Origin of the sequence: Streptomyces mutabilis, assembly GCF_014649815.1 — a bacterium.
In the GTDB taxonomy this organism is placed as follows: Bacteria; Actinomycetota; Actinomycetes; order Streptomycetales; family Streptomycetaceae; genus Streptomyces; species Streptomyces mutabilis.
Window position 1 is genome coordinate 39,323 of record NZ_BMTT01000004.1, and the last position, 23,408, is coordinate 62,730.

The 23,408-nt window shown below is 72.5% G+C and carries 19 protein-coding genes and 2 pseudogenes; 11 read left to right on the forward strand and 10 right to left on the reverse strand.

The genetic code is table 11. The features are described from left to right. Positions 1-119: 119 nt before the first annotated feature. The 3 genes from IE142_RS10930 (at position 120) to IE142_RS10940 (ending at position 6,297) form a co-directional block, all read left to right on the forward strand. Positions 120-3,041 (forward strand): glycoside hydrolase family 48 protein, encoded by a 2,922-nt coding sequence (locus IE142_RS10930; RefSeq protein WP_191885551.1) that lies wholly within the window; start codon positions 120-122, stop codon positions 3,039-3,041. Between the two features lie 218 nt (positions 3,042-3,259). Continuing rightward, positions 3,260-5,914, forward strand: a complete 2,655-nt coding sequence (locus tag IE142_RS10935) for a cellulose binding domain-containing protein (RefSeq protein WP_191885552.1) — start codon at positions 3,260-3,262, stop codon at positions 5,912-5,914. Between the two features lie 137 nt (positions 5,915-6,051). Further along, positions 6,052-6,297 (forward strand): hypothetical protein, encoded by a 246-nt coding sequence (locus IE142_RS10940; RefSeq protein WP_043377833.1) that lies wholly within the window; start codon positions 6,052-6,054, stop codon positions 6,295-6,297. A gap of 15 nt (positions 6,298-6,312) precedes the next feature. Here IE142_RS10940 and IE142_RS10945 read toward each other — a convergent pair whose 3' ends face one another. The 3 genes from IE142_RS10945 to IE142_RS10955 form a co-directional block, all read right to left on the reverse strand. Further along, complete coding sequence (locus IE142_RS10945) at positions 6,313-8,190, reverse strand: rhamnogalacturonan lyase (RefSeq protein WP_191885553.1); 1,878 nt, start codon at positions 8,188-8,190, stop codon at positions 6,313-6,315. An 86-nt stretch (positions 8,191-8,276) separates the two neighbouring features. Continuing rightward, positions 8,277-9,017, reverse strand: a complete 741-nt coding sequence (locus tag IE142_RS10950) for a class I SAM-dependent methyltransferase (protein WP_191885554.1) — start codon at positions 9,015-9,017, stop codon at positions 8,277-8,279. A gap of 4 nt (positions 9,018-9,021) precedes the next feature. After that, the gene (locus IE142_RS10955; RefSeq protein WP_191885555.1) at positions 9,022-9,327 is read right to left on the reverse strand and encodes a 4a-hydroxytetrahydrobiopterin dehydratase; all 306 of its coding nucleotides are present in this window, start codon (positions 9,325-9,327) and stop codon (positions 9,022-9,024) included. Between the two features lie 122 nt (positions 9,328-9,449). Between IE142_RS10955 and IE142_RS10960 the strand changes: the two genes are divergently transcribed. Continuing rightward, positions 9,450-10,265 (forward strand): helix-turn-helix domain-containing protein, encoded by an 816-nt coding sequence (locus tag IE142_RS10960; RefSeq protein ID WP_191885556.1) that lies wholly within the window; start codon positions 9,450-9,452, stop codon positions 10,263-10,265. On the opposite strand, the gene IE142_RS10965 is transcribed toward IE142_RS10960, so the two are convergent. Beyond that, the gene (locus IE142_RS10965) at positions 10,247-10,672 is read right to left on the reverse strand and encodes a hypothetical protein (RefSeq protein WP_191885557.1); all 426 of its coding nucleotides are present in this window, start codon (positions 10,670-10,672) and stop codon (positions 10,247-10,249) included. The two genes, IE142_RS10960 and IE142_RS10965, sit on opposite strands and share 19 nt — an antisense overlap. A gap of 218 nt (positions 10,673-10,890) precedes the next feature. On the opposite strand from IE142_RS10965, the gene IE142_RS10970 reads away from it, so the two are divergent. The 5 genes and pseudogenes from IE142_RS10970 (at position 10,891) to narI (ending at position 14,271) form a co-directional block, all read left to right on the forward strand. After that, on the forward strand, positions 10,891-11,754 hold the full coding sequence (locus tag IE142_RS10970; protein WP_191885558.1) for a Sco1979 family transcriptional regulator: 864 nt from the start codon (positions 10,891-10,893) through the stop codon (positions 11,752-11,754). A 47-nt stretch (positions 11,755-11,801) separates the two neighbouring features. Further along, the gene (locus tag IE142_RS10975; protein WP_191885559.1) at positions 11,802-12,617 is read left to right on the forward strand and encodes an SAM-dependent methyltransferase; all 816 of its coding nucleotides are present in this window, start codon (positions 11,802-11,804) and stop codon (positions 12,615-12,617) included. A gap of 236 nt (positions 12,618-12,853) precedes the next feature. Beyond that, positions 12,854-13,066, forward strand: a pseudogene (narY, locus tag IE142_RS10980) (nitrate reductase subunit beta); the annotation flags it as partial. Between the two features lie 4 nt (positions 13,067-13,070). Then, positions 13,071-13,565, forward strand: coding sequence for a nitrate reductase molybdenum cofactor assembly chaperone (narJ, locus tag IE142_RS10985; protein ID WP_191885560.1), 495 nt, complete (start codon positions 13,071-13,073; stop codon positions 13,563-13,565). Further along, positions 13,562-14,271: pseudogene (gene narI / locus IE142_RS10990) on the forward strand (respiratory nitrate reductase subunit gamma). The gene narJ and the pseudogene narI overlap by 4 nt, the downstream one beginning before the upstream one ends. A gap of 4 nt (positions 14,272-14,275) precedes the next feature. Here narI and IE142_RS10995 read toward each other — a convergent pair. From IE142_RS10995 to IE142_RS11020, 6 genes are all read right to left on the reverse strand, one after another. Then, complete coding sequence (locus IE142_RS10995) at positions 14,276-14,701, reverse strand: OsmC family protein (protein WP_043377849.1); 426 nt, start codon at positions 14,699-14,701, stop codon at positions 14,276-14,278. Between the two features lie 85 nt (positions 14,702-14,786). Beyond that, positions 14,787-16,592, reverse strand: coding sequence for a vWA domain-containing protein (locus IE142_RS11000; protein ID WP_191885561.1), 1,806 nt, complete (start codon positions 16,590-16,592; stop codon positions 14,787-14,789). Continuing rightward, a complete protein-coding gene (locus IE142_RS11005) occupies positions 16,589-17,650 on the reverse strand; it encodes an ATP-binding protein (protein ID WP_191885562.1) in 1,062 nt (353 codons plus the stop codon). The genes IE142_RS11000 and IE142_RS11005 overlap by 4 nt, the downstream gene beginning before the upstream one ends. A 77-nt stretch (positions 17,651-17,727) precedes the next feature. Then, entirely contained in the window at positions 17,728-19,140 is a 1,413-nt protein-coding gene (locus tag IE142_RS11010) for an amino acid permease (RefSeq protein ID WP_191885563.1), read from the reverse strand. An 84-nt stretch (positions 19,141-19,224) separates the two neighbouring features. Further along, positions 19,225-21,369 carry a phage holin family protein gene (locus tag IE142_RS11015; RefSeq protein ID WP_191885564.1) on the reverse strand — a complete coding sequence of 715 codons (2,145 nt, stop codon included), beginning with the start codon at positions 21,367-21,369 and terminating at the stop codon, positions 19,225-19,227. A 151-nt stretch (positions 21,370-21,520) separates the two neighbouring features. Then, on the reverse strand, positions 21,521-21,922 hold the full coding sequence (locus IE142_RS11020; RefSeq protein ID WP_191885565.1) for a hypothetical protein: 402 nt from the start codon (positions 21,920-21,922) through the stop codon (positions 21,521-21,523). A gap of 82 nt (positions 21,923-22,004) precedes the next feature. Here IE142_RS11020 and IE142_RS11025 point away from each other — a divergent pair, with 82 nt between their 5' ends. Together IE142_RS11025 and IE142_RS11030 are read left to right on the forward strand one after the other, a co-directional pair. Continuing rightward, positions 22,005-22,778 carry an MBL fold metallo-hydrolase gene (locus IE142_RS11025; protein ID WP_191885566.1) on the forward strand — a complete coding sequence of 258 codons (774 nt, stop codon included), beginning with the start codon at positions 22,005-22,007 and terminating at the stop codon, positions 22,776-22,778. Further along, a complete protein-coding gene (locus IE142_RS11030) occupies positions 22,775-23,401 on the forward strand; it encodes a DedA family protein (RefSeq protein WP_191885567.1) in 627 nt (208 codons plus the stop codon). The genes IE142_RS11025 and IE142_RS11030 overlap by 4 nt, the downstream gene beginning before the upstream one ends. Positions 23,402-23,408: the final 7 nt, after the last annotated feature.

A 23,408-nucleotide genomic window follows, 5' to 3' on the forward strand; every position in this document is an offset into this window, starting at 1 on the left:
TCGACTCTCCACACATCTTGACCGCACCGACCCCCCTCCTCACTATGGGAGCGCTCCCACTGGTTCAAGGCTTGTTGCTCCGCCCCACACTCCCCGAGCCGCAAGGAGGAACCGGCACCATGCACCCCGCACACAGACCCAGACGCCGCACCGCGCGGCGGCTGTGGACGGCCGCCCTGGCGGCCGTCGCCTTACCCCTCACCATGCTGGGCACCGGTTCGACTCCCGCCCAGGCGGCCGCACTTCAGTGCAGCGTGGACTACAGGACCAACGACTGGGGCTCCGGCTTCACCGCCGAGCTGACGCTCACCAACCGCGGCGCCGACGCCATCGACGGCTGGACGCTGACGTACGACTACGCGGGCAACCAGAAGCTGACCAACGGCTGGAACGGCACCTGGAGCCAGTCCGGGAAGACCGTCACCGTCAGAAACGCCGCGTACAACGCCCGCGTCGCGGCCGGCGCCGCCGTCACCACCGGCGGGCAGTTCACCTACAGCGGCACCAACACCGCGCCGACGAGCTTCACCGTCAACGGCACCACCTGCGCCGGCGCGCACCAGCCCCCGATCACCGTGCTGACCAGCCCGGAGCCGGGATCGGTCTACTCGCAGGGCGAGGCCGTTCCACTGGCCGCCACGGCCGCCGCGGCCGACGACGCCACCATCAGCAAGGTGGAGTTCTACGACGACACCACGCTGCTGGGCACCGACACCAGCGCGCCCTACACGTACTCCACCTCTGGCTTGACCGTGGGCAGTCATTCCCTGGTGGCGAAGGCGTACGACAGCATGGGCGCCTCCGCGGCCTCGACGCCGGTCGGCATCACGGTCGCCTCGGGACCGACCGTGGTCGCCACACCCGGGCAACTGGGCATCCAGCAGGGCGAGTCGGGAAGCTACGAGGTCAAGCTGTCGAAGCAGCCGACCGCGAACGTCACCGTGACAACTGCCCGCGCGAGCGGCAACACCGGCCTGTCGGTCTCCGCCGGGGCGAGCCTCACCTTCACCCCGGCGAACTGGGACACCGCCCAGGAGGTGACCGTCGCGGCCGACGCCTCCGGCACCGGCTCGGCGGTCTTCGAGTCGACGGCCCCCGGCCACGGCAAGGCCACGGTCACCGTGACCCAGCTGGCCGCCGCCAAGGACTACGACGCCCGCTTCCTGGAGCTGTACGGGAAGATCACCGACCCGGCGAACGGCTACTTCTCCCCGGAGGGCATCCCGTACCACTCGGTCGAGACGCTGATCGTGGAGGCGCCGGACCACGGGCACGAGACCACGTCTGAGGCGTACAGCTACCTTCTGTGGCTCCAGGCCATGTACGGCAAGGTGACCGGCGACTGGGACCGGTTCAACAACGCCTGGGAGATCATGGAGACCTACATGATCCCCACACACGCCGACCAGCCGACCAACTCGTCCTACAACGCGTCCGAGCCGGCGACCTACGCCCCCGAGCTGGACACGCCGAACGAGTACCCGGCGCCGCTGGACGGCACGGTGTCGGTCGGTCCGGACCCGATCGCCGGCGAGCTGAGGTCGGCGTACGGCACGGACGACGTCTACGGCATGCACTGGCTCCAGGACGTCGACAACACCTACGGCTACGGCAACTCGCCCGGCAACTGCGAGGCGGGCCCGTCGGACACCGGCCCCTCCTACATCAACACCTTCCAGCGCGGCGCGCAGGAGTCGGTGTGGGAGACGGTGCCGCAGCCGACCTGCGACGCCTTCAAGTACGGCGGCCCCAACGGCTACCTGGACCTGTTCACGGGTGACGCCTCCTACGCGAAGCAGTGGAAGTTCACCAACGCCCCGGACGCCGACGCGCGGGCAGTGCAGGCTGCGTACTGGGCGGACGTCTGGGCCGAGGAGCAGGGCAAGGGCGAGGAGATCGCCGGCACCCTGGACAAGGCCGCCAAGATGGGCGACTACCTGCGCTACGCCATGTACGACAAGTACTTCAAGAAGGTCGGTAACTGCGTGGGGCCGTCGAGCTGCCCGGCGGGCACCGGCAAGGACTCCTCGCACTACCTGCTGTCCTGGTACTACGCGTGGGGCGGCGCCGTGGACACCTCGGCGGGCTGGGCCTGGCGCATCGGCTCCAGCCACACCCACGGCGGCTACCAGAACCCGCTGGCGGCGTACGCGCTGAGCACGTACGACGACCTGAAGCCGAAGTCGGCGACGGGCGCGGCGGACTGGGCCGAGTCCCTGGACCGGCAGATCGAGTTCTACCGTTGGCTCCAGTCCGACGAGGGCGCCATCGCGGGCGGCGCGACCAACAGCTGGGCGGGACGGTACGCGACCCCGCCGGCCGGTACGCCGACCTTCTACGGCATGTACTACGACGAGAAGCCGGTGTACCACGACCCGCCGTCCAACCAGTGGTTCGGCTTCCAGGCGTGGTCCATGGAGCGGGTCGCCGAGTACTACCAGCAGAGCGGCGACGCGCGGGCCAAGGAAGTCCTGGACAAGTGGGTCGACTGGGCGCTGTCGGAGACGACGGTCAACCCGGACGGCACCTTCCTGATCCCGTCGACGCTGAAGTGGTCGGGGCAGCCGGACACCTGGAACGCGTCCTCCCCCGGTGCCAACGCCGGCCTGCACGTCTCCGTCGCGGACTACACGAACGACGTCGGTGTGGCGGCGGCGTACGCCAAGACCCTGACGTACTACGCCGACCGCTCGGGCGACTCGGAGGCGGCGTCGACGGCCAAGGCGCTGCTGGACGGCATGTGGGGCAACAACCAGACCGCGCTGGGCATCGCCGTCCCGGAGACCCGCGCCGACTACAACCGCTTCGACGACCCGGTGTACGTGCCGGAAGGCTGGACCGGGACCATGCCGAACGGCGACACGATCGACGCGTCGTCGACGTTCTCCTCGATCCGCTCCTTCTACCAGGACGACCCGGCCTGGTCGCAGATCGAGAGCTACCTAGCGGGCGGCGCCGCACCCACGTTCACGTACCACCGGTTCTGGGCGCAGGCGGACATCGCCCTCGCCATGGGTTCGTACGCGGAGCTTCTCGAATAGCCCCCGCGAAGCGCTCCGCGGGTCGCGCGGGATGCTCGGCTGCGGGCCGTGCGTGGCTGGTCGCGCAGCTCCCCGCGCCCCGTCGGGGCGCTTGACGGCTCCGTGTGCAAGGTTCCGCCACCGGACGGCGGGGCCACCTGCCGGGCGGCTCTCGTCCACGCCGAGGGCCGCCCGGCCTCGCATGTGTTCTGTTCCTGACGGAAGGACGGTTCGCCACCGTGCGAAGAACCCGGATCCTCACAGTCCTGCTGGCCCTGGCGGCCGGCCTCCTCACGGGCGGGCCGCCCGCCGCGCTGGCCGCCGGGGCACCGGCGGCGGCCGCCGTGGCCGCCGACTCCTACACCTGGAAGAACGCCCGCGTCGACGGGGGCGGCTTCGTCCCCGGCATCGTCTTCAACCGCTCCGAGAAGGACCTGGCCTACGCCCGCACCGACATCGGCGGCGCCTACCGCTGGGAGGAGGGAACGAAGAGCTGGACTCCCCTCCTCGACCACGTCGGCTGGGACGACTGGGGCCACACGGGTGTGGTCAGCGTCGCCTCCGACTCCGTAGACCCCGACCGGGTGTACGCGGCGGTCGGCACGTACACCAACGACTGGGACCCGGGCAACGGCGCGGTGCTGCGCTCCGCCGACCGGGGCGCGACGTGGGAGAAGGCCGACCTGCCGTTCAAGCTGGGCGGCAACATGCCGGGCCGCGGCATGGGCGAGCGCCTGGCCGTCGACCCGCACGACAACGACGTGCTGTACCTGGGCGCGCCCAGCGGCAACGGCCTGTGGCGCTCGACGGACGCGGGCGTCACCTGGTCCGAGGTGACGGCCTTCCCCAACCCGGGCGACTACGTACAGGACCCGACCGACGCCAGCGGTTACGCCTCCGACAACCAGGGCGTCGTCTGGGTCACCTTCGACGAGTCCACGGGTACGGCGGGCACCCCCACGAAGACGGTCTACGTGGGGGTCGCCGACAAGGAGAACGCCGTCTACCGCTCGACCGACGCGGGCGCGACCTGGGAGCGGGTCGCCGGGCAGCCGACCGGCTACCTCGCCCACAAGGGCGTCCTGGACGCCGAGAACGGCTACCTGTACCTGGCCTACAGCGACACGGGCGGCCCGTACGACGGCGGCAAGGGCCGGCTCTACCGGTACGCGACGGTGACGGGCACCTGGACGGACATCAGCCCGGTCGCCGAGGCCGACACCTACTTCGGCTTCAGCGGACTGACCGTCGACCGGCAGAACCCCGGCACGGTGATGGCGACGGCGTACAGCTCCTGGTGGCCGGACACGCAGATCTACCGCTCCACGGACAGCGGCGCGACGTGGACGCAGGCGTGGGAGTACACGTCGTACCCGACCCGCGAGAACCGCTACACCATGGACGTCTCCTCGTCCCCGTGGCTGACCTGGGGCGCGAATCCCAGCCCGCCCGAGCAGACGCCGAAGCTGGGCTGGATGACGGAGGCGCTGGAGATCGACCCGTTCGACTCGGACCGGATGATGTACGGGACCGGGGCGACCATCTACGGCACGGAGAACCTCACGAACTGGGACGACGAGGGCGGCGAGTTCGCCATCGAGCCCATGGTCCGCGGGCTGGAGGAGACGGCGGTGAACGACCTGGCCGCTCCCCCGTCGGGTGCCCCACTGCTCAGCGCGCTCGGTGACATCGGCGGCTTCCGGCACACGAGCCTGACCGAGGTGCCGTCGATGATGTTCACCTCCCCCAACTTCACCTCCACCACGAGTCTGGACTTCGCGGAGACCGACCCGGATGTCGTCGTGCGGGCCGGGAACCTGGACGCGGGCCCGCACATCGCCTTCTCCACGGACAACGGCGCCACCTGGTTCGGCGGGACCGACCCTGCGGGCGTGAGTGGCGGGGGCACCGTGGCCGCCGGCGCGGACGGCAGCCGCTTCGTGTGGAGCCCGCAGGGCGCCGGAGTACACCACACGACGGGCTTCGGCACGTCCTGGCAGCCGTCGAGCGGCATCCCGGCCGGCGCAGTCGTCGAGTCCGACCGGGTCGACCCGCACACCTTCTACGGCTTCAAGTCCGGGAAGTTCTACGTCAGCACGGACGGCGGCGCGACCTTCACCGCGTCGGCGGCCACCGGCCTGCCCGCCGGGGACAGCGTCCGCTTCAAGGCGCTGCCGGGCGGGGAGGGGGACATCTGGCTGGCAGGCGGGACTGCGGACGGCCCGTACGGGCTGTGGCACTCGACGGACGGCGGCGCGAGCTTCACCAAGCTGCCGAACGTCGACGAGGCCGACACCATCGGCTTCGGCAAGGCTGCGCCGGGCGCCTCGTACCAAACCCTCTACACCAGCGCCGAGATAGCCGGGGTGCGCGGCATCTTCCGCTCCACCGACCAGGGCGCCACCTGGACCCGCGTCAACGACGACGCCCACCAGTGGGGCTGGACCGGCGCGGCCATCACTGGCGACCCGCGCGTCTACGGGCGAGTGTACGTGGCGACCAACGGGCGCGGGATCGTCTACGGCGACACCGCCGGTACCGGCCCCGGCCCAGGGCCGGACCCGGAGCCGACCGGGGCGTGCGCGGTGGCGTACACGGTCACCAACCAGTGGGCGGGCGGCTTCCAGGCCGATGTGCGGCTCACCAACACGGGCACCTCCGCCTGGAACGGCTGGTCCCTCGACTGGTCGTTCACCGGCAGCCAGCGGGTGACGCAGATGTGGAACGCGGGGTACTCCCAGTCGGGCGCCACCGTGACGGCCGAGAACGTCGGCTGGAACGGCAAGGTGGCACCCGGCGCGTCGGTGAGCTTCGGCTTCACGGGGAGCTGGTCGGGGACCAACGCGGCACCGGCGTCGTTCGAGATGGGCGGCGAGGCCTGCGAGCAGGCCTGACAGCCCGGGAGGGCGCGTGCCGGCGGCGCGCCCTCCCGTCCGCGTGACCAGTGCGCCCGTTTCACGCCCTTGTGGCCCTGCCGCCCACCTTCGACCGTTGTGTGGAAGGGAGTGGCGCCGAGACCAGGGGGTTGGGTATGGCGCGCAAGTGGGAGGGGACGGCGGGGCTGCTGCTGCTCGGACTGGCTGTGCTGCTGGATCGCACGGTCGCGAGCAGGACCGCGGAGAAGAGAAACCGGGACTGGCGGGACGCAGCCCTGCGCGCCGCGTACCGGCGGGGCGTACCGGTGACGGTGCTCGCCTCCCGGACGCGGCTGACGCAGGGCTGGGTGAAGACGGTGGTCACCGGCGGGAAGCCCCCGCCGGTGGACGAGGCCGCGTGAGGACGCGGCGGCGGATCAGGGGGTGTACACCGTCGGCCTGGGCGCCGTCGCCATCCCCGCGCCGATGAAGAAGCTTGGGTGCGGAGGCTGGTTGTAGGCCGTGTTCTGCCAGGCCAGGGCCGTGCGGTACTGGGTGTCGTGGAGGAGGGTGGTGATCCTGCGGTCCGTGTCGTGCGGGGTCGAATAGACGCGCAGGGCGGTGTTGTTGCTCGTGCGCCAGACGACCTCCTCCCGCCAGTCGCCGAGGATGTCGCCGGACAGGACCGGGGTGGCCTTCGTGCCGTTGTTGGAGGCCACGCCGGAGCCGGTGAGGAGGCGGGTGTCGCCGGAGGTGCCGTACTTGTCGACGCGGGTGCCGTCGAGGAGTTCGCGGACGGGGTCGCCGTCCCACCAGGACAGGAAGTTGGCGCTGGAGGGCTTGCGGCTGTGCACGACCGTGCCCTTCGGGTTGCGGATGCCGCTCTCGGCCGACGACCAGGACTCCGCGCCCGCGCTGCCGGACCAGATGTCGGCCGAGACGCCCCGGCCGTTGTCGCCGCTCGCGCCCGTCGCCCAGATGATCTGGCCGGTGCGGGCATCGGCCATCCAGGAGGAGGGCTTCGAACTGTCCTCGTCGACCTTGAACTCCTCCAGGCCGGGGCGGGACGGGTCGAGGTCGCCGACGTGCATGGCGTCGCCGTGGCCGTTGCGCGTGGTCCACAGGGCGTGGCCGTTGTCGTCGACGGCCATCGCGCCGTACACGATCTCGTCCCTGCCGTCGCCGTCGACGTCCGCCACGGACAGCTGGTGGTTGCCCTGGCCGTCGTAGCCCTTGCCCGCGTTGGTGGAGGAATTGGTGTCGAAGGTCCAGCGGCGGGTGAAGCGCCCGTCCCGCCAGTCCCAGGCGGCGATCACCGAGCGGGTGTAGTAGCCGCGCGCCATGATCAGGGAGGGGCGGGAGCCGTCCAGGTAGGCCGTGCCGGCCAGAAAGCGGTCGACGCGGTTGCCGTAGGAGTCGCCCCAGGAGGAGACGTTGCCCCGGGCGGGGACGTAGTCGACCGTGCCCATGGCCCTGCCGGTCCGCCCGTCGAACATGGTCAGGTACTCGGGGCCGGTGAGGATGTACCCGGACGAGTTGCGGTGGTCGGCCGATGAGTCGCCGATGACCACGCCCGTGCCGTCCCTGGTGCCGTCGGCGGTCTTCATGGCGACCTCGGCCCTGCCGTCGCCGTCGTAGTCGTACACCTGGAACTGCGTGTAGTGGGCGCCGGAGCGGATGTTGCGGCCCAGGTCGACGCGCCACAGCCGGGTGCCGTCGAGTTTGACGCCGTCGACGATCGTGTTGCCGGTGTAGCCGGACTGGGAGTTGTCCTTGGCGTTGGTGGGCTGCCACTTCAGGACGAGGTCGAGGGCCCCGTCGCCGTCGAGGTCGCCGACGGAGGCGTCGTTGGCCTCGTAGGTGTAGGAGACGCCGTCGGGGGTGGTGCCGCCGGCCGGCGGGGAGATCGGCACGTCCTTGTAGCCGGCCCGGAACTGGATCGCATGGACCGAGTCGCCCTGTTCCGTGCCGTTCACGACCGCGCGGACGGTGTAGTCGGCGTGGGAGGGGGCGCCGGAGTGGAAGAAGGTCGTGGAGCCGGTGACCGGCGCGGAGTTGACCTTGGTGCCGGCCCGGTAGACGTTGAAGGAGACGCCGTCGGGGTCGGTGCCCAGCCAGCGCCAGCTGACCAGGTTGCCGTCGCCGGTGTGGACGCTGACCACGCCCCGGTCGAGGGCCTCGACCTGCCGGGCGGTGGCGGCCTCGGCGGTGTCGGTGGTGAGCGTGGTCAGGCCGGTGCCGACCAGCCCTGCGGCGGCGAGGGCCGCGCCGATGACGAGCGGACGGCGTCTGCGGTGCTTGTGGGGGTGCCTCACGGGACGAACCTCCTGGAGGACGGATGGATTCCGTCTCTTGGTCGCCGCCCGGGGCGCCCGGGTTGCCGCCCGCCGGTCACGGTTTCCTACGGCTTCACGAACGCCCGCAGTGTGAACACCGGGTCGGGCCGGGGCCGGTCCTGGTCGGGCAGCGCCGCGAGGCGGGCCGCGAACTCCTCCGCGCGCGGGTCGCCCGGTGGCAGCGTGACGAACCAGCCGCGCCCGAGGTCGGCGATGGTGCGGCGCGGGCTGCGGCCCTGGCCGTGGCCGGTGAAGCGGGCGTGCCCGGCGGGGACCAGGCCGTGGGCGCGAGCGTGCGTCTCGACGAGCTCCGCCGCGTCGTGCGCGGTGCTCGGCGGGCGGGTCGCGAGGACGGCGTCGATGTCGCTGCCCACGTTGTGCGAGGCGCCCTTGTCGACCGTGGTCACGTACACCCCGCCGGGACGCAGGACGCGGGCGCACTCGCCGACGATCGCCCGCGCGTTCACGCCGCTGCCCGCCAGGTGGAGCAGCCACACGCTGCTGACGGCGTCGAACTCGCCGTCCCGGAAGGGCAGCCGGCGGCTGTCGGCCAGCACCACGGCGCCGGGCAGCCGGCCAGCGGCGCGTCGGGCCATGGCGTGCGCGAGGTCGACGCCGGTCACCCGGAGGGCCTCCCGGCCGGCCGCGAGCCGACGGGTGACGATGCCGGTGCCGCAGGCGACGTCGAGCAGGCTGCGCGCCCGGGGCGGGACGAGGCTCAGTACGGCCCGTGCGGCGGCCTCGGCGCGGGGCTCGCCGCCGCGGGAGGCATCGTAGACTTCCGCTTCCTTGTCGTAGTCGAGCACACCGTCAGTGTGCCCTGTGGCCGACGGCCAGGTCCTCCACCCTGCGGGCGAGCTCCACGTCCTTCTCGGTGACGGCGCCGCCCGCGCTGTGCGTGTGCACGGCGAGCGAGACCGTGTTGTAGCCGAGGGTCAGGTCGGAGTGGTGGTCGAGCTCCTCCTGCACCTGGGAGACGTGGACGACCATCGCGGTCGCCGCGAAGTGCGAGCCCAGCCGGTAGGTGCGGGTGAGGCGGCCGTCGTCGAGGGACCAGCCCGGCAGCTCGGCCAGCCGTTCCTCGATCTCCTTCTGCGACAGCGGTTCGACGGGCATGGGTCGCGCTCCTCTCCTTCGCGGCGGCACCCCTTCAGCCTGCCACACGATCACCCCGCGGGCCCTGGTCAGGAGCGCCCGCCGGTCCCGGTACGGGCCCAGCGTCGGCTACGGTTCGGCGTATGACCGCACTCATGTCCGGTACCGCCCCCACCGCCCAGGGCGTGGGTCCGCTGCTGCGGGCCTGGCGGGAGCGGCGGCGGGTCAGCCAGCTGGAGCTGGCGCTGCGCGCCGACTCCTCCGCCCGGCACATCAGCTTCATCGAGACGGGGCGTTCCCGGCCGAGCGAGGAGATGGTGCTGCGGCTCGCCGAGCACCTGGACGTCCCCGTGCGCGAACGCAACGCGCTGCTGCTCGCGGCCGGTTACGCCCCGCACTACCCGGAGACCCCGCTGGACGACCCGGCGCTGGACGCCCTGCGCGCGGGCATGGAGCGACTGATCCGGGGCTACGAGCCGTACCCCGCGCTGGTCGTGGACGCGACGTACCGGGTACTGGCCGCCAACCGGGGCATCCTGATGCTGCTGGACGGGCTCCCCGAGCACCTGCTGGAGTCACCCGTCAACGCGATGCGGCTGACCCTGCACCCGGAGGGCCTGGCGCCGCGCATCCGCAACCTGCGCGAGTGGCGCGGGCACCTGCTGGAGCAGATGGAGCGGCAGATCGCCCTGCACCGTTCGGAGCCGCTCAGGGCGCTGTACGAGGAGGTGGCGGCGTACCCGGTGCCGGAGAGCGGTGCGGGCGATGAGCCGGCCGAGCCGGTGCCGTACTTCGCGCTGCCGATGCAGATCGAGCACGAGGGCCGGACCCTGTCGTTCATCTCGTCCATCTCCACCTTCAACACGCCGATGGACGTGACGGTCGCCGAGCTGGCCATCGAGACGCTGCTCCCGGCCGACCCGGCGACGATCAAGTACCTTCACACGTCGGTTTTCTGACGCTGCCTCAGTGCCGCGTACTGGAGCAGCGCGAACCCGGCGACGGTGAGCGCCTGGAGCACCGTCCACACCGCACCGGCCGTGGTGGGCGTCAGCCACAGGCCGAGGGCGGCGAGGCTGACCGCCGCCCAGGCGAGGTTGACCTCGACGACGGCCCGTACCGCGAGGGTCGGCGGCCGGGACCGCGCGGTGACCAGGGCAACGCACCCGGCGTACACCGCGAGGAACGCGCCGAGGGCGAGGAGCAGTCCGGAGCCGGCGCCGAGGAACCGGCCGAGCGGGCCGGGAAAAGCGAGGTAGGCGACCGCGTTGGCGCCGGTCACCACCGCGTCGAGGGCAAGGAAGCGGCGCAGCATCAGCCGCGGTTCGGCGGTGCGGGCGAGGACGGCCAACTGGTTCGTGGACATGACGAGTCACCCTCCGTCGGGATCGGTGCACGGTTGCGGGGGCCGGGTTCCGGACCGGAGTGCGCCGGCCCGGAACCCGGTGACTCCACGATCGCGCTCCGGTCGCGCACGGTCGATTACCCGACGGGTAATGGTGGTGATCCACGACCGCCCCTGTGAGACTGACAAGGGAACATGACAGACTGCGTTGGGACTTGGGCGCGTTGGGGAGGCGTGGCGTGAGTGAGCGGCGGGCCGCACCCACCGTGGGCCAGGTGGTCCTGGGCAGGCGGCTGCAGGAACTGCGGGAGACGGCGGGCCTCAAGCGCGAGGAGGCCGCCAAGGTCCTCCGGGTGGCCCCGGCGACCGTGCGACGCATGGAGATGGCCGAGGTCTCGCTGAAAATACCGTACGTCCAGATCCTGCTGACGGCCTACGGGGTGCCCGCGGCCGAGGTGTCGGCGTTCGTGGCCCTGGCCGAGGAGGCGAACCAGCCGGGCTGGTGGCAGCGGTACCACGACGTGCTGCCGGACTGGTTCAGCATGTACGTGAGCCTGGAGGGCGCCGCGCGGATCGTCCGCTCCTACGAGCCGCACTTCATACCCGGTCTGCTGCAGACCGAGGACTACGCGCGCGCGGTCCTGGAGGCGGGGACGATCGGGAACGCGGGCGGCGACGCGGTCGAGCGGCACGTGTCCCTGCGGATGGAGCGGCAGCGGCTGCTGGAGCGCGCGAACCCGCCGCACCTGTGGGTGGTGATGGACGAGACGGTGCTGCGGCGGCCGGTGAGCATCGACGGCCGGGTGATGCGCGACCAGCTGGACAAGCTGCTGGAGTTCGCGGTCCGGGACCGGGTGACGCTCCAGGTGGCCGAGTTCGACGACGGGCCGCACCCCGGGACGTACGCGCCGTTCACCCTGTTCCGTTTCGCGGAGCCGGAGCTGCCCGACATGGTTTTCACCGAGTATCTGACGGGCGCCCTCTACCTGGACTCCCGTACGGAGGTCTCCGCGCACCTGGAGGTCCTGGACCACATGACGGCGCGTGCCGCTTCGACCCAGCGCACCGAGAAGATTCTGCGCCGGTACCGCGAGAACTTCTGACCCGGCGATCCCGAAGCACCCACGCCTTCGTGAGGAGACCACACCGCATGACCGGACCCGGCGCCACCCCCGCCCCCGTCGACACCAGTCGGCCGCACCCGGCGCGCGTGTACGACTGGTGGCTGGGCGGCAAGGACAACTACCCGGTGGACGAGGAACTCGCCCGCAGGATCCTCGCCGCGGACAGCACCGCGGTGCGCGGTGCGCGGGCCAACCGCCGGTTCATGCACCGGGCGGTCCGCATGCTCGCCGAGGCCGGGGTGCGCCAGTTCCTGGACATCGGCACCGGTATCCCCACCGAGCCGAACCTGCACCAGGTGGCCCAGGCCGTGGCGCCCGCATCGCGGGTGGTCTACGCCGACAACGACCCGATCGTGCTGCGGCACGCCGAGGCGCTGCTGCACGGCTCCGCCGAGGGCTCCACGGACTACGTCCACGCGGACGTCCGCGACCCGGACACCATTCTGCGGCTGGCGGGCGAGTCCCTGAACTTCAACCGGCCGGTGGCCCTGTCCCTGGTGGCGCTGACGCACTACCTCGGTGACGCGGCCGACGGCGACGACGTGCACGGGCTGCTGAAGCGGTACGTCGACGCCCTCGCCCCCGGCAGTCACCTGGTCCTCTCCCAGGTCACGCCCGACCTGAACCCGGAGGCCGTGGGCAAGGCCGCCGGCCTGTTCGCCCGCAGCGGCACGCCGTTCTATCCGCGTTCCCTCAGCGAGTTCTCCCGCTTCTTCGACGGCCTGGAACTGGTGGGCCCGGGCGTCATCCCGGTCACCGGGTGGCGGCCGGACCCGGAGGACGTGGCCGTGCAGGCGGAGGGCATCGTGCCGGTGTACGCGGGGGTGGCGCGCAAGGTCTGACGCGGGTCCGGACGGCCCGTCCTGACCCGTACGGGCCCCGCGAACGGGTGCGCTCCCGCGCCCGCCCCTAGGTTCGAGGGAGCCAGGGCGATCAAGGGAGCGCATGTGACCGACACACGGACACCGCCCACCGAGCCGGGCGCGGCGCTGTTGCGGGCGGGGCGGTTCTTCCGGCCCGGCACCGCCGCCCCCGACCTGCACAGCATCGGGCTGGTCGGCGGCCGGGAGTCGGACGCGTGGTCCCGACGGCGGCCGTCGGCGACGCGCACCGGCTGGAGGCGTCGGCGCTGCCGGACACGTGCAGCCTGGACAGCGTCGACGGCCCGGGCATGGGCGGGGACGGGCCGTTCGGCCAGGACTCGGGACGCAAGCGGCTGCCGCTGGTGCCCGTGGAGAACTTCCACATCCTGCGCAGGCGGCAGACCGCGGACCACGAAAGGGAGGTCTGATCCCATGCCCGGCTTCGAGGTGCTGTACCAGGCGGCGGCGCTCTGTCTGACGTATCCCGACGACGACTTCCGCACCCGGCTGCCGCTGCTGCGCGAGGCCGCGCCGCAACTGCGCGGCTTCACCGACCACGCGGCGGCGACCGAGCAGGGCGAACTCCAGGCGCACTACGTGGAGGTCTTCGACTTCAAGAACCGGCACAGCCTGTACCTGAGCTGGTGGACCGACGGCGACACCCGCAACCGCGGCATGTCGCTGGTCCGCTTCAAGGAGCTGTACCGGGCCCACGGGCTGGAGTTCACCGACGAGGAGCTGCCCGACTTCCTGCCCGCGGTCCTGGAGTTCGCCTCCCGCACCGGGAACATCGGCATGCTCACCGAGCACCGCCACGCCCTGGACCAGCTCCGCTCCCGGCTCACCGCCTTCGGGACGCCCTACGCGTGCGTCCTGGACGCGGTGTGCGCCACCCTGCCGCCCGCACCCACCGGAGGCCGCCCGTGACCGTCTTCCTGCGGGGCGTGCTGCCCTACGCCGCCTGCGCCCCGCTGATCGCGGGCCTGGTCCGGCGGCACCGCTACGACCGGACGACCCGTTCCTCGCAGGTCTACGAGTCGAAGCTGCTGAACATCGCGTCGCCGGTGTTCCACTACGGCATCCTGTTCGTGCTCGTCGGCCCTCTCGTCGGGTTGTTCGTTCCCGAATCGTGGACGGACGCGCTGGGCGTGAGCGAGCACGCGTACCACCTGCTGTCCCTGTACGGCGGCACGGCGGCCGGGGTGCTCGCCGTCGCGGGCATCCTCGTCCTGATCTACCGGCGGCGCACCAACGCCCCGTCTTCCGGGCGACGACCGCCAACGACAAGGTCATGTACCTCTTCCTGCTCGCGGCGATCGTCCTCGGCGTGGTCGCCAAGCTAGCGCACTCCTCGGGCACCGGCTACGACTACCGGCACACCATCGCGCCCTGGTCGCGCGGCCTGTTCACCCTCCGGCGGAAGACGGAGCTGATGGTGGGGTGCCGGTGCTGTACCAGGTGCACGCGGTGGTGGGGATGCTGCTGACGCCCTCCTGCGGTACACCCGGCTGGTGCACATGTTCAGCGCGCCGGTGCAGTACCTGACCCGCCCGTACGTGGTGTACCGGTCGCGCGACCCCAGGCAGCTGGGGCCGCGCCCGGACCGGCGGGCTGGGAGCGCGCGGGCTCCTAGCCGGTTACGCCAGCTTCGCGGTGAGGGTGATGGTCGTGCCGGTCAGGGCCTGGCTGACCGGGCAGTTCTTCTTGGCGTCCTCAGCGGCGGCGACGAACGCGTCGTTGTCGAGGCCGGGCACGGTGCCCTCCACGGTGAGGTGGATGCCCTTGATGCCCTCACCCGGCTGGAAGGTGACGTCGGCGGAGGTGGTGAGCTTGGTGGGCGGGGTGCCGGCGCCGGCCAGGCCGTGCGACAGCGCCATGGAGAAGCAGCTGGAGTGGGCGGCGGCGATCAGCTCCTCCGGGCTGGTCTTGCCGTTCGCCTGCTCGGCGCGCGACGGCCACGACACCGGCTGCTCGCCGATGCCTGACGAGTCGAAGGTGACGACACCGTTGCCCTCGAGCAGGTTGCCTTCCCAGACGGTGTGTGCGGAGCGCGTGGTTGCCACGGCGGGTCCTCTCGAATTCTCTTGCTGTACTGGGGCGGTGGGAGCCCGCGACCGGGTTCCCACCCCCATCCGATCACACTCCGGCTCAGCTCACCCGGAAGACCGGTCCCCGGGCGGTGAACGGCAACCGAGCCCCCTGCGGAATCAGGTAGGCGTGCTCGCGCCGCACCCGCAGCACGTCGCACCATCCGTCGGTGATGACGAGGACCGGCGCGGTGGGCGGGAAGTCGTCGGCGCGCAGCAGCAGGTCCACGCCGGGCTGGAGCACGGTGCCGCCGCGGCCGTGCACCCGCACCCGGCCCGCGATGTCCGCCACCGGCAGGTACCCGGCGTCGTGGGGTGCCGCGTCGCAGAAGACGACGCGGGCGGCGGGCACGTCGCGGGCCCCGGCGTAGGAGGCGATGGCACCGAGCGCCTTGCCGAGCAGCGTGCGGTCCATCGAACCGGAGGTGTCGAGGACGACGCCGAAGGTGCAGCGGGCGATCTCCTCGGGCGGGAAGTACCGCCCGGCGCGCGGGATGTCGGGGGTGGCCGCCTGGCGTCGGGAGGGACGGGCGTACGACCGTACGGGCTCCGGGCGTGGCACGAACTCGTCGAACCAGCGGGCGAGCCGCGCGTCCCAGGGCAGCGGTGGATGGCTGAGGGCGCGGATCTCCTGGACCAGGCCGCCGGGCAGGAAGCCGCGTTCCTGCTGCCGGTGCAGGTCGAGTCCCTGGGTCAGGCCGCGCCGGTAGAAGCCGTCGAGGTCGACGTAGTCGGGGGGCGAGCCCAGCGGACCGCCGAGGACGTCGCCGACGCCCTTGCCGCGCAGGGTGGACAGGCGGCGTATGCGGCGCAGGTCGCCGGCCATGCGGTCGTAGACCTCCTCGGCGGACGAGCCGGCCAGTGACGGGTCGTGCAGGAGGCCCTCGGGCATGGTGCCGACCTGCATCTCGACGAGCCAGCCGTTGATGACGTAGTCGCAGGCGACGTTGAAGAGGTAGGGGTCGCGGGTGCCGCAGCGGTCGCCGTGGCGCAGGGCGGCGTGCAGCATCTCGTGGGCGAGGACGAACCGCCACTCCTCGTCGTCGAGGCGCCGCAGCGGGTTGACGTAGATCTCGCCGGCCTCGGCGTTGACGGCGGCGACGGAGATGCCGTGGGCGCGGGCCAGTTCGGCGTCGGCGACGAGGGTGATGCCGGCCGCGATGCCGCCGAGGAGCGGGTAGGAGGAGACGAACCAGCTCAGGGCCTGCTGCCAGGGGTGCAGGCGGGTGGGGCCGCCCAGCATGTCGTCACGCCGGCCGCCCGCGAGGTCGAGGGCGGTGGACATGGTGCGGGTCAGCGCGTGGGCGAAGGCGAGCTGCCAGTCGGGGGCCTGCCCGTTCCAGGTGTCCCACGGCGCGAGCAGCTGGTCGGGTTCGTGGCCGGCGGTCCCGCAGTGCTCGTAGGCGGCCGGTATGCCGCCCTCGCGGCGCCAGGCGGCGGCGATGCGCTCCTCGTCGCCGTCGGGGTAGGCCGGCGGCAGGTCGTCCGGCGTGCGGCCGACCGGGAAGGTCTGCAGGAAGCGGTTGACGACGACGCAGCGGGCGGCGAGGTCGTAGCGGTCGGGCTGGACGCGCTCCCCGGTCGCGGCGGGTACGTGGCCGAAGCCGAGGTGGATCAGCGCGTGCGCGATGGCCCAGGCCCACTCGGCGGGCTCCGCGTGGCGGGTGGGGTGCAGGTGGAGCCGGCCGTTGGAGCTGACGCGGACGAGTCCCTGCCGGGGCGCGACCCGGCACTCCTCCTCCCGGCACAGCTTGACCTCCATCGAGGCCAGTGCCGGGTTGGCCCACGCCAACCGCACGCCCTTGGCGCAGTTCTCGGCGGCCGGGTCCTTCTTCTTCTGCTGCTTCGGCCCCGCGGCCCGGCTCATCGCCGTGCCTCCACCAGCCGGGGCATGTCGCGGGCGGCCTCGACGAGGAACCAGGCGGGCAGCACCGGGTTGCCGTCGGCGTCGGAGGCGATGACGCTCTGGGCGACCTCGACGGAGATCTCGGCGAGCTGGACGAGCAGCGACTTGGCGCGGTAGGCGGTCTGGCGGCCGTTCGCCGACATCTGCTCCTTGCTCGCGGGCAGCTCCTTGACCAGCCGGCCGCGGAAGGACTCGGCGAGGTAGTAGAGCAGGTCCCGGTCCTGGAGGCGGTTGGGCCAGCGGGCCTCGCCCTTGAGGATCGCCTCGATGCCGAAGCGGCTGCGGACGATCTTGACGTAGCCACAGAAGGCGGTGGCGTGGGCGGGGGTCAGCGTGCCGTGCGCGAGGACCTTCAGGGTCTCCTCGTCGAGCTCCCGCCCGAAGGAGTGCAGGGCATCGGAGAGCATGTGCCAGGAGCGCGGGGTGGAGAACGGTTCCTCGGTCTTGGGCGGCTTGGACCACAGGTGGTCGGGGCGGTCGGTGAGGTGGTCCGTGATCCAGGGGTGAATGCCGTTCTCGGCGGCCCAGGCCAGCCAGTCCTTCGCGGAGGCGTCCAGGTGGACGTGGGTGAGGCGGTTGACCAGCGCGGAGGCGATGGGGCGGGCGAGGGCGTTGTCGGTGGCGCGGTTGCCGGCGCCGATCACGATGGAGCCCTTGGGCAGCTCGTAGCTGCCGATGCGGCGGTCCAGGATGAGCGAGTAGAACGCCTTCTGCACGTCCGGTGTGGCCGCGTTCAGCTCGTCCAGGAACAGGCAGTACGGCTCGTCGCGGGCGATGGACTCGGGCGGGCAGAACACCGACCGCCCGTCCCGGATCTGCGGTACGCCGATCAGGTCCTCGGGCGCGAGCTGGGTGCCGAGCAGGCTCACGCACTCCAGGCCCAGCGAGTCGGCGAAGTTCCTCACCAGGGAGGACTTGCCGATGCCGGGTGCGCCCCACAGGAAGACCGGCCGCACGGTGGCCAGACCGAGCAGCAGTTCCGGGAGTCGGGCGGGAGTGACGGTGACGGCTGCGTGCACGCAGGGGCTCCTCGGAAGAGGGATGTCGGGAGGGGACCGCACCAGTGTCGGTCCCCGGCCGCCCGCGCGCAGCCGAATTACGGTGCGGCGGGCCCCTCCGCGCGCCGCCTGCGGGCCGCCATCACCGCGTAGACCAGCACGCCCGCGAAGAGGAAGAGGACGCCCTGGTAGACGGCCGCGTAGCTGGCGCCGGCGACCAGCCAGAGGGAGAAGCCGGCCGCGACCGCCGCGATCACGCCGTCGCGGACGAACCGGGCGCGGTCGACCTTCTCGCCCTGTCCGGAGACCAGGTGGAAGATCTGCGCGGCGGTGGCCAGCAGGTAGGGCACGGTCGCGGTGAAGGTGGTGACGAGGACCAGGACCTCGAAGACCTTCGCCGAGCCGGCGGCGTAGTTGTAGACGGTGAGCAGGGAGGCGAGGACGACGGTGACGGCGACGCCGGTCGTCGGGACGCCGCGCCGCCGGCGCGCGAAGGCCGCCGGGAAGAGGCCGTCCTTGGCGGCGGCGTAGGGCGTCTGGGCGCTGAGCAGGGTCCAGCCGTTGAGGCAGCCGGTCATCGAGACCAGGGCGGCGAGCGCCACGGCCCAGCCGCCCCAGGTGCCGCCGAACATGGCGTTGACCGCGTCGGAGAAGGGGGCGGTGGAGTCCACCAGTCGGTCGTGGGCGACCGTGCCGAAGACCGAGAGGGTGCCCAGCAGGTAGACGAGGGCGGCGCCCGCCGTGCCGATGACCGTGGCCCGGCCGACGGTGCGGCGGGGGTCCTTCACCTCGCCGGCGCTGACGGCGGCGGACTCCACGCCGAGGTAGGAGAAGAGCAGGATCGCGGCGGCGGCCGAGACCGCGCCGATGCCGCTGCCGCCCGTGGCGTTGAACGGGCCGAGGTTGTCGGCGTCGAAGAAGAACAGGCCGCCGACCGCGACCAGCAGCAGCGGGGCGAACTTCAGGACGGTGGCGACGAGCTGGACGGCGCCCACGTAGCGGGTGCCGGCGAAGTTGGCGAGCGCGGGCAGCCACTGGATGACGAGGGCGGCCAGGCAGGCGGTCCAGCGGTGGTCGCCCACCGGGATCAGGACGTCGAGGTAGCCGACGGCGGCCACGGCGAGGGCCGCGTTGGACACCCAGGTGGTGATCCAGTACGCCCAGGCGGCGAGGAAGCCGGCGAAGTCACCGAAGGCCTCACGGGCGTAGACGTAGGGACCGCCGGTGCGCGGGTCGCGCTGGGCGAGCCGGCCGAAGACCAGCGCGAGCGCGATGGCGCCGACGGTGAGGACGCCGAACGCGAGCAGGCTGACGGTGCCGAAGGGGGCGACGGAGGCCGGGAGCAGGAAGATGCCGCCGCCGATGATGTTGCCCATGACCAGGGCGGTGGCGACGGGGAGCCCGAAGCGGCGGGCGTGCCTGCCGCCCTCGGCCGCGGGGGCGGAACCGGGGGCCGCGGGGGTCTCCTGCGGGGCCGGAGCCGGTGGGGGGACGGTCCCGGTGACGTGCATGGGGTGGTGCGCCTTCCTTGGAACTGGTGCCCGGGATCGCCGGGGCGGCGCCCATGGTCCGGCACGGCCGGGCACGGCTCCAAATCAGGCGCTTTTGTCCTGCACGACCGGGTCCGGGACGGGAAAAGGTCCGCCGCGGCCGGTCTCCGGCCGGGGATCCTCCACGGGAACCTGCGGGCCGTTCGACTCACGCAGCCAGCGGCGGAGCACCCGGTGGACGTGCTCCGCGCCGACGACCTCCGTGCCGTCCTCGGCCGGCGCGGACAGGACGACGGGTGACAGCAGGAAGGCGCGGGACTGGGCGCCGCCGAGTCCGCCGTGGGAGCCGATCTGCTCCTCGAAGGCGAGCACCTCGCCGTCGACCGGGTCGTGGAAGGAGTTGACCATGATGTCGGCGGTGTGCGGGAAGGAGTGCGTGCGGCGTACGGCGTCGGCGGCGCCGGGTCCGAACGGGGCGAGCGGTCCGGGTTCCTCGTCGAGCCGGTCCAGCGGGATCTCCGCGCCGCGCGCGCCGAGCACCACACCGCCGTGTCTCTGGCTGCGGACCAGCAGGAAGCCGATACCGGGGTGGTTGGCGAGGGTCGGCAGCAGGGCGGGGTAGCGGGCGTCGATCTCCTCGCGGGTCATCCGGTGGCGTACGTCCGGGAAGGAGACCAGGCCCAGGTTGCCGGAGGCCAGCACGATCGGCTCCGAGCGACGGCCGGTGGGGGTGTCGGCGGGGCGCTGCTGCTCGGCGCCCTCCTCCACGGGGCGGTGCAGGGCGGCCCGTACGGTGTTGCGGGCCTCGGCGCCGCTGCGGGTGCGCTGCGCCCGGCGCGGCACGGGCAGTCCGCAGCCGGCCCGGACCAGGTCGCCGAGGGTGAGGCCGTAGCGCGCGCGGAAGGTCTCGCCGGGGCTCTGGCCGTGGTCGGACAGGACGACGATCCGGTACTTGCGGGGGGCGTGCTCGGCAACCTTCTCGATCAGCGCGAGGGACCGGTCGAGCCGCTGGAGGACCTTCGCGGCGTCCCGGCTGCCCGGTCCGGAGTGGTGCGAGACCTCGTCGTAGGCGACCAGGTCGGCGTAGACGGCGGTGCGGCCGGCGAGCATGTCGCCCATCACCGCGGCGACCACGACGTCCCGTTCGACGACGGTCGCGAAGGCGCGGACGAAGGGGTAGAGGCCGCCGCGGGAGACGCGCGGGCGGACCTTGTGCACGCGGGCGCGGGTGGACTGGCCGATCTCCCGGCAGACCTCGGCGACGAAGGACATCGCGGTGCGGACGGCGTTGGCCGGGTCGGAGAAGTAGGCGAAGTAGCCGGAACGGGAGCGGTGCTCCTTGCTGCGGCGGCGGGTGGCGATGGAGAGGACGAGGGCCTGCTCGTCGGCGCCGCCGCTGAACAGGTTGCCGCGGCTGGCGCCGTCGAAGGTCAGCAGCCCGCCGTCGCCGGTGTGCTCGATGGCGCGGCGCTGGAGCTGGGCGGCGCTGGTGGGGCGGTTGCAGACCACGACCTCGCCGCTGTCCTTCTCGAACCAGCGGAAGGCGGGGACGTCGTGGTTGGAGCCGTGCAGGATGCCGAGCTGGCTGGCGCCGGTCTGGCTGGACCAGTCGGTGCGCCACGGGGCCAGGCGGTGGGTCGCGGAGGAGCCGTCGCGGCCGAGCCAGCGGGCCACGGTGGGCATGGCGCCGGCGTCGACCGCGTCCAGCAGGACGTCGTGGCCGACGCCGTCCAGTTGCAGGAAGACGGTGCCGGGGCCGCCCGGGCAGGGCGGGCCGGATCTGCGGCGGCGGTCGGCGAGGCGGTAGAGCCGGCGCCGGTAGGCGTCGTCGTCGCGCACGGCCAGGGCACCGCCGGTGGCCGAGGCGACGGCGGACATGACGGCGGCCACCACGACCGCCGTCTCGGGGGCGACGCCGCCGCGACCGGCCGGATTGATGTCGATGGCGAGGAGCAGCAGTCCGCCGTTGAGGAAGAAGACCAGCAGGCCCAGGACCAGTGCCGGCACCAGGAGCAGCAGCCGTACCAACAGCGGCCACACCAGTGCGGACAGCAGACCGAAGGCTCCGGCGCCGACCGCCGCGGTAACGGCGATGTCGGTGGCGCTGTCCCCGTCGGGCGACTGGAGCCGGAAGTCCGGCAGGATCCCGGCGAGCACGAGCATGGTCAGGGTGGACACGGCCCATACCGCGACACTCCGGCCGATCTGACTGGCGACCCGGCGCCAACGCCCTCCACCCACGCTCCGCACACCTCACGTCCCGGCCCGTCGTCGGCGCGGGCCTTGCCCACCCTGCCACAACGCTCCGGGACGTCCGTTTGTCCCCCCGGGTCCGGTTCACTCCCCACGGCCCGGTGTCGCACACCCCGCGGCCGGGTGTCGCACACCCCGCGGCCGGGTGTCAGCGGCCGTCGTAACCGGCCGTCGGCATCGACAGGCGCCGATGCACACACGCCTTCATCCGGGCGTCGTACGCCGGTTCTGCGTGGCCGACCGTCTCGACCCGGACGCCGCGCCGCGCGCACTCCGCGGTGAACTCGTCCACGGACGACAGCGCGCTGGCCAGCACCCGGCGACTGGGCGCCACGAACAGGTCGTGTCCCGGGCGGACGCCGTCCCACAGGGCGGCGTGGTCGGCCCGCAGTCCGCGGACCAGCAGCTCCCGCGCGACGACGTAGCCCCGTTCCGCGGCCCAGCGGGCGCACATGGCGTGCTGGCTGCGCGAGTCGACCAGGAAGGGGTCGTCGTCCAGTTGCTCCAGCGGCGTCAGACTCGCGATCGCCGTCACCCTCAGCAGCCCCATGGTGTCCCCCTCACCTCCCGTTTCGCCGCCGACCCTACTCCTGGACGTAGGCTTCGGGGAGTCGCGCGAAGGAGGCAAAGGGGTGCCGGTGGAGCTCACGTGGTGGGGTCACGCCACCTGCACGGTCGAGGACTCGGACATCCGTGTGCTCACCGATCCGCTGTTCGTCCGCCGGCTCGCGCACCTGCGCCGCAGGCGGGGTGCGGTGCCACCGCCGGAGGCCTGGCGCGCGGACGTGGCGCTGGTGTCCCATCTGCACGCCGACCATCTGCACGTGCCGTCGCTCGCGCGGCTCGCGCCGGGCACGCGCCTGCTCGTGCCCCGGGGCGCGCCGCGGGCGGTGCCGGGGATGCGCCGGCTCGGCCACCTGCAGCTGACCGAGGTGGCGCCCGGCGACGAGATGACCATCGGTGACCTGCGCGTACGGGCGGTGCCCGCCCGGCACGACGGTCGTCGGCTGCCGCTCGGCCCGCACCGCTCCCCGGCCCTCGGTTACGTGGTCGAGGGCGAGGCCCGGACGTACTTCGCCGGGGACACCTGCCTGTTCGACGGCATGGAGAAGGAGGTCGGGCCGGTCGACGCGGCGCTGCTGCCGGTGGGCGGCTGGGGCCCCTTCCTGGGCGCGGAGCACCTGGACGCGGGGCGCGCGGCCGAGGCGTTGGCGCGGCTGGCGCCGGGCACGGCGGTGCCGGTGCACTACGGCACGTACTGGCCGATCGGGATGGACGCCGTGCGCCCGCACGAGTTCCACACGCCGGGTGACGAGTTCGTGCGCCTGGCGGCACTGCGCGCGCCGGGGGTGGCGGTGCACCGGCTGGGGCACGGTGCGAGTGTGCGCGTGGAGGTCGCGCGGTGAACTCGCTGAGTGCCGCCGTGACGAGCATTCCGACCGAGCCGACCCAGCAGGCGTTCGGCTATCCCTCGCTGTTCCTGCTGGTGTTCATCGGGGCGCTGGTGCCGGTGGTGCCGACCGGGGCGCTGGTGAGTTCGGCGGCCGTGGTGGCGATGCACCAGACGCTGCCCTACTCGATGTTGATGGTCTTCGCGACGGCGTCCCTCGCCGCGTTCTGCGGGGACATGGCGCTGTACTGGCTGGGGCGGCGCGGGGTCGGTTCCAGGAACGGTTCGCGCTGGCTGGAGGCGATCCGGTCCCGGGCGCCCGAGGACCGGCTGGAGCAGGCGCAGGAGAAGCTCGCCGAGCACGACGTCGCGGTGCTGGTGCTGTCCCGGCTCGTGCCGGCGGGCCGCATACCGGTGATGCTGGCCTGCCTGTTGGCGAAGTGGCCGCCGCGGCGCTTCGCCCGGGGGAACCTCCCGGCCTGCCTGGCCTGGGCGGTGACGTACCAGCTGATCGGCATCCTGAGCGGTGCGCTGTTCAGCGAGCCGTGGGAGGGCGTGGCCGCGGCGATCGTCCTGACCGTCGTGGTCAGCACGGCGCCGGGCCTGTGGCGGCGGTTCCGGCGGCCCGCCAAGGCGTAGCCGCCGG